Below are 8,809 nucleotides of genomic sequence, written 5' to 3'. Positions count from 1 at the left end.
GCGAGCATCGCGTTCCGTCTTGATGGAGTTTGGCGTCGATAACCAATTCTTACATCAAATCAACGGCTTACGCTATGCTCGCCAGCAGTCCTGCATAATCCGGGCTAGCCCGGATAATTCATGAGGGTCGGCGAACGTCCAGCAAGGCATTGAAATTGCTTCTAATTCTAAAAAGCCCTGAAAACAGCTGCAAGCTTGGTCGTATGTTAGAATGTGTAGAAATTTCAGAGGTTTACCTATTCGTGGTCGGAGTGACGCATAATACGGGCTAGCGTCTTTGGGGCCCGTTGTCATCCATTTCAATTTGAAAGACGCATTGTATCTTTAGTCAACGATATAAATTTCTACAGAAGCGCTTCCGTGGCGTTCACTCGTTGCCATGACTGTTACGCGACTAGGCGTTAATCCGGAGCGAATGACTGCCAACGCACGTCCTCGATACGTCGAATGGACGTTGTCGACGAAGCTTTCTTCCGTGATCGTCGTAGCACTGCCAAACCCGGCAAGGGTTGCCGGACCATCAATGGCGATGCGGACATTATCGTCATCCAGCATTTCAACGTTCGCATCGGCGTCGGCCAGAATGATCTGGACGAAAGCCAGATCCTGACCATCGGCAGAGATCGTCTCGTTTTCCAGATTGAGGCGCAAACTTACCCTGCCGGCAGACCGGATTGTTGTGCGCTGTGTTGCGATACCGTTGCGATATCCGATCGCCAGGACCTCGCCGGGCGCATAGACGTCTTTAAACTTTGCGACGTAGCGTTGCGCCTTACCGGCACGCTGCCGACCCAGTGATCGTCCGTTAATCAAGAGTTCGACTTCGTCGTCGGCGCTTAATACTTCGAAATAGGCCGGCTTGCCTTCGCATCCACGCCACGACCAGCTCACAACGGCATCGCTCGATCGCCATGCGGTTTTTCGAAACGAATGCGGTGCGAGATGCACAGGACGGACCGCAATGACCGAACCCGTCAGCTGCCCCCAGATCATCCGTGCAAGCAGCCCGGCGGTATCAATATGTCCGATCAGGTCTATCAATCCCACGCCGGCGGTCAGGCGCGGATATGGCTTGAGCAGGCGGGACTTGCGGGTATCATATTCCCAGCAGCCAATGCCGGCCTCACCAAGATAGTCCCAGCCTGCCCATACAAAATCGCCGATTACTCCGGGCAGGCTCTCGACCAGCGCCCACACTTCAGGAAGCACGCCCGGAACGGTCTCAGTGCCAACGATGACGCGCTCGGGATGCAGGCGCGTATCTGTTTTGTAACGAACATAGCCATAATTATAACCCGCGACGTCCAGCAATTCGAAAATTGGAATGGTAACGGCATCGGTACGCTTGAGCCGCGGCGCCACGCGCATCAGCCAACCGAACTGGTTGGTGATCGCATTGATCATTGTGCTGTTCATGTTTGGTGAACCCTTGGACGCCGGCTGTTCCGTTTCACTGCCTTTTCGAGTTTTCGGCCAACCAAGTGCTGCCGACATGAGGTTAACTCCGGCGGTGACTAACCGATCACGGTCTTTCATACGGAAATGCTCGGCAAGGCGGCGTGCGGTCGCGATTCCGTACGCGGTATCGGGCTCGCTGTTCTCGTTACCAATTGCATACATTATGACACTTGGATGATTGCGGTCTTTCGCAATCATTGCATCCGCATCCGTCTCCCAGGCGGCGGAAAAATGCAACGCATCATCCTGCTCGGTCTTGTGGTCGTACCAACCGTCGTAAAGCTCGTCTATCACGTACATGCCCAGCGCGTCGCAGGCATCCAGTAACGCGCGCGAGCAAGGAGCATGTCCGACGCGGATAGCATTAAAGCCGGCTTCCTTCATAATTCGAACCCGACGATATTCGGCCGCGGCAAAAGTGGCTGCCCCCAACACGCCGCTGTCTGAATGGATATTGCCCCCCCGCAACAGGACTTCCTGGCCATTGATTCTCAAACCCGACCGGCCGTCCACGGTAATGGTTCTGATGCCAAAATTCGTCGACCGTTTGGCCAGCACGGTGCCATTCGCACTGACATGGGCAACACATCTATAAAGATTTGGCGTGTCAGCCGACCAGAGCTTCGGCGCCGGCAGGCTTACTTCGAACTTCCCAGCTGTACCGGCGATCCGTTGCGATTCCCGCGCGCATTCTAGCCCGCCTGCAACGACGATCACCGTAGCGTCAAGCGCTTCACTACCGGGGTTTAGAATGTCCAGTTCGATTGCGAGGCGCGCCCCGCCACATACCGACAAAGTACGAACCCGAAGGCCATCACGGGGGATTGATACGGCGTTCTCTACTCGCAGCCATACCGGCCGATAGATACCGGCGCCGGTATACCAGCGCGCATTGGGAAGAGCGCTGTTGTCGGCCGTCACTTCGATAAGATTTTCCTCGCCAAAACGCAGCGCTTCGTGGATCGGCACTTCAAACTCGGTGTAGCCGTTAGTCGCGCCGCCCAAATCGTGCCCGTTCACCAACACCCTGCTGTGCCGGTAGACGCCCTCGAAAAATAGCTTCACCCGCTTTTCGCTCATGTCGAGTGGCACGTACCATGGCTTCCGGTAGCGGTACTGACCTCCCAGGAAAAAACCCTGGTGCGATCCGGCTGGGCTATGTGCAGCTCTTCCCTCGCCAAGCATGGCGTCATGCGGAAGAAACACCGGTGTGGCTGGACCGTCGGGAAGACGCTGGACCGTCCAGCCGTCGTTGAAAGCCATATCGCTCATCTCGATATGGTCCTACGTGTCATCATTGTTCTGCCATTGGGCGGCGGCTGAGTGCCACTGCCGACAGAAGCGAGACGACCATAAGCATCCCCAGGATACCGAAAACATGTTGGTAATCCCCAAGGCGATCACGCAACCATCCCGCCCCCGCACCTGAGAATGCACTTAGGAGAAAGAATGGTCCAACCAGCCCGAGAATGGGCGCATAGGCGATGTTACCAAAGATCCGCTGCACCCCGACGGCAAGTGTGGGAGCCACGCCGGAAAGCGCAGCGTAAACGATAATGAAGACCAAAGCGGGTGGGCCGGCGTTTAAACTGAGCACTGCCATTCCAGCAATCGCGATGGCCGCAATGACCGCAATCACAACGGCGGGATTGGCGTAGCTGACAATTTTGCCAATGCTCAAAGCCCCGACCGCCGCTGCGGCGCCGATCCCGGCGAGAACCGTTCCCGCATGCCGCGTATCGATACCGCGTTCAGCATAAAACGGTATTACATTTACACTGATCGCCTGTGCAAGGATTCCAACGGGGACAATCGCGAACACCAGCAACCAGAAAGAAGGCATAGCCAGAATTTGTTTCATCGTAGGAACCCCCGCAGGGGGGGCATTTATGACCGCCGTCGCCTCGACGGGTATTTTTTCCGGCCCTTTCGGCACCGTCCGGCCACGCAAGACGAACAGAACTAATCCTGGTACCACCACAAGCAACACGATTGCATAAACGGTCACGACCATGCGCCAGCCATAAGCCACGATGGAAGGTGCTACGATCAACGTAAGTATCACCCCCATGCCGGCCAGCGCTACGGTCTGTGTACCCGAAAAGACGCCTAATTTCTCGGGGAACCGCCTGACGATGATCGTCTGACTGGTGAGCAGGCCACAACAGCCAAAACCTAATGTCTGCGCAATGATGTAGCCTGCGGCCGCGACGCCCAGCGTAGTTGCGGAACTTGCAACCAGAAAAGCGGCGCCGGCTGCGATGGTTCCGAACAGCATCACCATCCAAGGCTCAATTCGTAGCAGCACACGACCGACGATGGGCGAGGCAATGTACATTCCGAACCAGCCCATCTCGATCAGGAAAATCACTGTCCCGCGGCTTGCATGAAAGTTGCTCATGAGCGGTAGGACGAGGAAGTTTCCAAGACCAGGAATGCCACCGAGCAAGCCAGGGATGACCACTGCCGTTGCCAAAATTGTGCGGCTACCACGATTGGTCCTCCCGCTTTTGGCTTGTGTTGGTAACGCCGGTATCGGATCTCTCGTCGCCATTTTCATGGCGCGCGGGCGGCGTTCGTTGTGGCTTCGTCCAGGGCTTTCGAGCAAGGGCTTGACGGCGCCGCCATGAGCCGCCAGTCGCCTGCGCGCCTCGACCAAATTTTAGTCTCCGGTGAGCGTTCATGGATGGGCGTTAGATCTAGCGTAATATCAACGTCGCACTCCTCACCAGCCTTCAACACCAGCCTGCCGAAACCCACAAGCTGTGGCACCCGCGGTGTGGCGCCGGCGTCGAAGGCATAAATCTGAACGATCGTCGCACCGTCGCGCAAACCGGTGTTACGCACCCGCACCTGGGCGGCATTTTCGTTCACGTTGAGCAGCGTCATCTCGAAACTGGTGTAGCCAAGGCCATGGCCGAAACGAAAAGCCGGGTTGTGTCCGTCAAGGTCCAGCTTACGTTGTCCCCATGCTGCATCGTAAACGATTTTTTTCGCGCTGGCATCGAAAAATGGCAAATGTGTTGCATCTTCCGGAATCACAAATGGCAACCTGCCGCCCGGCTCCTCGACCCCGAGCAGAACGTCGGCGATGGCGCGCCCGCCTTCCATCCCAGGGTACCACGCCATCAATATGGCCGGGACCTTATCCCGCCAGCGCTCCATGATAATGGCACTGCCGGCAAACAGTACAACAAGCGTTCGGGGATTAACCGCGGCTACCGCGGCAATCAAAGCTTCGTCCTCCGCATGGAGCGACAGCTGTTTACGGTCACCGCCGCGGCCGAATTGGGCCAGGGCGTTCCTCGTGAACTTCTTAAGCAGCCATTGGACCACACGCGATGAGAAGGGAAAGCCCATGACACCGGCGCCCTCGATATTGTCATTTACCAGTGACTCGCCTTCGTCTTCAGCGGTGAGGCCGACGAATAACACCGCGGCATCGGCGCCTGCCGCCAGCTCTACCGCTGCCTGCAGATTGCTGCCGTCCGCATGAGGCAATTCGGCGTCCGGCAACGCCTCGCGCAGACCAGTCAAGGGTGAGCAAGTCGATGGCGGATGGACCAGCGAGGAACCGCGGTCTCCGAGATTTTCCGACTCCGCCAGCCGCCCGATGACGGCGAGCCGTTTGATTGCACGGCCATCCAATGGCAGTAATGGCCTTCCATCCTGGATCGCGTTGTTTTGGAGCAGCACCATTCCGCGGGTTGCCACAATGCGCGCCAGAGCCCGGTGCGCATCATTGGCTAAAACGTCCCGGCCAGGTTCCTGTGGGTTGCGCCGGGCGTGATAACGCAGCTGCGTGGCCATGATCCGCTTAGCCGATTTCAACACAAGTTGCCGCGAAATGCGGCCGCGCTTCAATGCAGCCGGCAAGTTGCGCGCTCGTAATAGCCGCGCCGGCATTTCAATGTCCATCCCCGCTTCCAGCGAAGCAACGGCGTCATGGGTACCGAAAACCCAGTCGCTGGTGACAAAGCCGGTAAAGCCCCATTCGTCACGCAGGATGTCGGTCAGGAGCGTCTTATTCATATCCGCCCAATAGCCATTGACCGAGTTATAGGCGCTCATCACGGAATCCGCCTCGCCGGCCATGATCGCGGTCCTGAAATGCGGCAGATATACTTCGTGCAAGGCGTGATCATCGACTTTGACGTCCACGGTGAACCGCGCGTTCTCCATGGAGTTCAGCGCATAATGCTTGACGCATGACATCAGGTTCGATCGCAACCCGCGGGATAGTGCAGCCCCCATCTGCCCGATCAGTACCGGGTCTTCGCCGCAACACTCCTGCGCGCGTCCCCAGGCTGGATGACGCAGCAAGTTGATACATACCGCGCCGGAGTAATTTGCGCCCTGCGCACGACCCTCGAGCCCCATCGCAAGCCCGACCTGTTCTTCAAGCGCCGGGTCCCAGCTTGCGGCACGCGCCATTGTCACCGGAAAGCTGGTCGAACGGCCCATGACGACACCGCGCGGGCCGTCGGTGAAGAGGATGCCCGGAATGCCCAGCCGCGGAATTGCCCCCGCCGAAATCGGACCGGCTTTGATTGCCGCAGGCAGAGACATAATTTTCATGCGCGGGACATCACCATCTAGCATATAAAGCAGCTCCTGGTCGCTGAGCTGTGCCAGAATACGGTCCGCTGCATCGTCCGCTGTGACGATTCGGTTACGAACGGCTTGCACAAGATCATCAAATACCGAAATCATGGCGTCATTTTCATTGGATTGTGTTTCCCGGCGTTCCAGTGGAAAGTTAGACGTCTTTCTGAAAACGCACAACCCGTCCCGACGATAATCAGTATGTAATTTGATTGCTTTTCAGGACTGTCCAATTCCAATTTTTGCCGTTTGCGCGACCATAAATGATCTAGAGCCTAACTTAAAATCACGCTGGACCATGTCTTGCCGTGATAGCACATTTGAACGGAAACCCGGTATGCGCTTAGGCTTTTGGTAACAGCCATCCCGGCAGCTGCGGCGAAGGGTTGCCTGGGCGGCCAATTGACCAGGTTTAACGGTGGCGGCTCCCGCTTTGGCGCCCGCCATGTGCCGGCGGAAATTTACAGGGAGGGTTTTAATCGCCGCGACGATATCATGGTTTTCTAGGCCTTGGACCAGGCCGCCCCAATGTGGGGGCAAACACTATACACAGGTATATCATAGGAAGTTAGCATTCTGATGCTGATACTGATATCACCACGATCTACAATTGGATTGCAAGTGCCGTTTGCCTAATTGCATTTTATCGGGATAAATACTGCAATACGAATATAAAAATATTCCGAGGGTGATGACCGCCCGAAGCGTAATTGGAAGCGCCCTCCCATGTCCGTCCTACAGCGCGTTACAAATTTAGTCCGCCCGGCCAATCTTACGGGGTTAACCAGTTTGGTCGTGGGTGCCACAGCGGGAATAGGTGCGCATATTGCGCAGCAGCTTGCCGCGTCGGGGGCAAGAACGATCATCACGGGGCGCGATCCTGCTAGCATTACGCGCAGCCTTGTTGACATTAGAGCGGTGGCGACTGGGCCGGTCGATGGCCTGTTGGCGGATATCGCGGACCTTGCTTCGGTCCGCCGCGCAGCGGCTGAAATACGTGCTACGCATCAACGCATCGACATCGTTGTCGCAAACGCCGGCGTCATGGTGGCAGGCACTTCACGAAGTTTTACCAAGGACGGTTTTGAAACCCATTTCGGCGTCGATCATCTCGGAAATGCCGCTCTGCTGCTCGCCCTTGAACGGCCGATCCGCAACGCCGGAGGGCGCGTGGTGATCGTCGCGTCTGAAGCACATCGCCGTGCCAAGGGGCTACCGATGGACGACCTGATGGGCGCGCGGGAATATAATGGCATACGGGCTTATCGCAGGTCCAAGCTTGCCAATATCCTGTTCGCACGAGGACTTGCTGAACGATGGCCGGACGCTACCGTGTACTCGGTGCATCCCGGCGGCGTATTGACGAACATGCTGCGGCGGCGAATGATCGAAAGCAGGCTATACCATGTCCTTTTAACACTGATCCGCTCTAAGTTGTTGACGCCGGAAGAAGCGGCGGCCGGGATCGTTCGGGTTGCCGTCGATCCAGCGCTTGCAGCCCCCAGCGGCAGCTATTTCGAACTTGGCCGGTTAGCCCGCCCCGGGTCGCTTGCCAGGGATGATCAGCTCTGCCGGCAATTATTCAACGTCACTCTTGAGATATTGACCGACTCCCTGCCTGTCCCGGACGCGACATCGCTCCAAAGCCTCAAACCCATGCCAGAGCCGGCGAAGACCCATGAAAAACCGCCATTATCTGAGCCGCGCCCGAGGGAGACGTATAATGGACATTAATATGATTGCGCCCGAACTGCGCGGCCGGGTTCGGTGGATGCCGACGATGCGGTCGCAGACCAAATTTTCCTTGTGGCTCGGGCGGCGGATCACCCGCATGATACCAAGCTCGAAGGTCGATGGTGTCGATGCCGAAAACCACCGCGGGGCGCCCCGAATGCGGCTGTACCGGCCCCGTAACGTCCGGACGAATGCTGCGTTGCTGTGGATCCATGGCGGCGGCTTCATGATGGGGGCGCCGGCCATGGATGATCACTTCTGTGCCGAGACGTGCCGGAGCCTTGGTATCACTATTGCCTCGGTCGATTACCGCTTTGCCCCGGAACATCCTTTTCCGGCGCCGATGGACGATGCTCTTGCCGTATGGGACTGGCTGCAAGCCTCCACGAAAACCCTGGGCATCGACGGGGATCGCATCGTGCTCGGCGGGCAGAGCGCCGGCGGCGGATTGGCCGCGGGTTTGATCCAGCGCATACACGATGCCGGCGGACCGCGCGCCTTGGGACAATGGCTGTTCTGCCCTATGCTCGATGACCGAACCGTCAATCGCCACGAGTTGGATTCCATTGACTATCCTCTCTGGAGCAACCGTTCCAACCTTGTCGGTTGGACTGCCTATCTGGGCGGAACGCCGGGCGGGTTTACCGCCCCGCCCTATGCGTCACCCTCTCGACGCGAGGACTTGGCCGGCTTGCCCCCGGCGTGGATCGGCGTGGGAGATATCGATCTCTTCTTTGACGAAGATCGCGCCTATGCCGAACGTCTGAGACAAGCCGGAGTCGACGCAACCTTTGTGCAGGTCTCCGGCGCCCCGCATGGGTTCGAAGGGTGGGCCCGCAACACTGTGCTTGGTCGAACCTACCTCAAAAAGGCACGTAGTTGGCTCGGTGACATAGTGGGGGCGCCTTATGAAACCGAGGCCGCCCTGCAGTCGGTCCACGCCTAACATTACAGTTGTGATTTTTTGGTTGCGAAGCGGCTTAATCTCTGAATCAATGGGTCACCATGATTC

5 protein-coding genes are annotated in these 8,809 nt (G+C 57.5%); 2 read left to right on the top strand and 3 right to left on the bottom strand.

Features of this window, described 5'->3' with window-relative positions:
* Window positions 1-324 precede the first annotated feature (324 nt).
* From QQJ84_RS13965 to QQJ84_RS13955, 3 genes are read right to left on the bottom strand one after another with little or no spacing between them, the layout of a single operon-like run.
* A complete protein-coding gene (locus QQJ84_RS13965; protein WP_284258917.1) occupies window positions 325-2,730 on the bottom strand; it encodes a glycoside hydrolase family 2 TIM barrel-domain containing protein in 2,406 nt (801 codons plus the stop codon).
* A 22-nt stretch (window positions 2,731-2,752) separates the two neighbouring features.
* Complete coding sequence (locus QQJ84_RS13960) at window positions 2,753-4,018, bottom strand: MFS transporter (protein WP_284258916.1); 1,266 nt, start codon at window positions 4,016-4,018, stop codon at window positions 2,753-2,755.
* The gene (locus tag QQJ84_RS13955) at window positions 4,015-6,171 is read right to left on the bottom strand and encodes a glycoside hydrolase family 3 protein (protein ID WP_284258915.1); all 2,157 of its coding nucleotides are present in this window, start codon (window positions 6,169-6,171) and stop codon (window positions 4,015-4,017) included. The genes QQJ84_RS13960 and QQJ84_RS13955 overlap by 4 nt, the downstream gene beginning before the upstream one ends.
* Window positions 6,172-6,789: 618 nt before the next feature.
* On the opposite strand from QQJ84_RS13955, the gene QQJ84_RS13950 reads away from it, so the two are divergent.
* Complete coding sequence (locus QQJ84_RS13950; RefSeq protein ID WP_284258914.1) at window positions 6,790-7,797, top strand: SDR family NAD(P)-dependent oxidoreductase; 1,008 nt, start codon at window positions 6,790-6,792, stop codon at window positions 7,795-7,797.
* Complete coding sequence (locus QQJ84_RS13945; RefSeq protein ID WP_284258912.1) at window positions 7,787-8,743, top strand: alpha/beta hydrolase; 957 nt, start codon at window positions 7,787-7,789, stop codon at window positions 8,741-8,743. The genes QQJ84_RS13950 and QQJ84_RS13945 overlap by 11 nt, the downstream gene beginning before the upstream one ends.
* Window positions 8,744-8,809: the final 66 nt, after the last annotated feature.

Origin of the sequence: Acidocella aquatica (assembly GCF_030160635.1) — a bacterium.
In the GTDB taxonomy this organism is placed as follows: Bacteria; Pseudomonadota; Alphaproteobacteria; order Acetobacterales; family Acetobacteraceae; genus Acidocella; species Acidocella aquatica.
The sequence above is the reverse complement of the archived record's forward strand: the minus strand, read 5'-3'. Positions and strand labels throughout refer to the sequence as shown.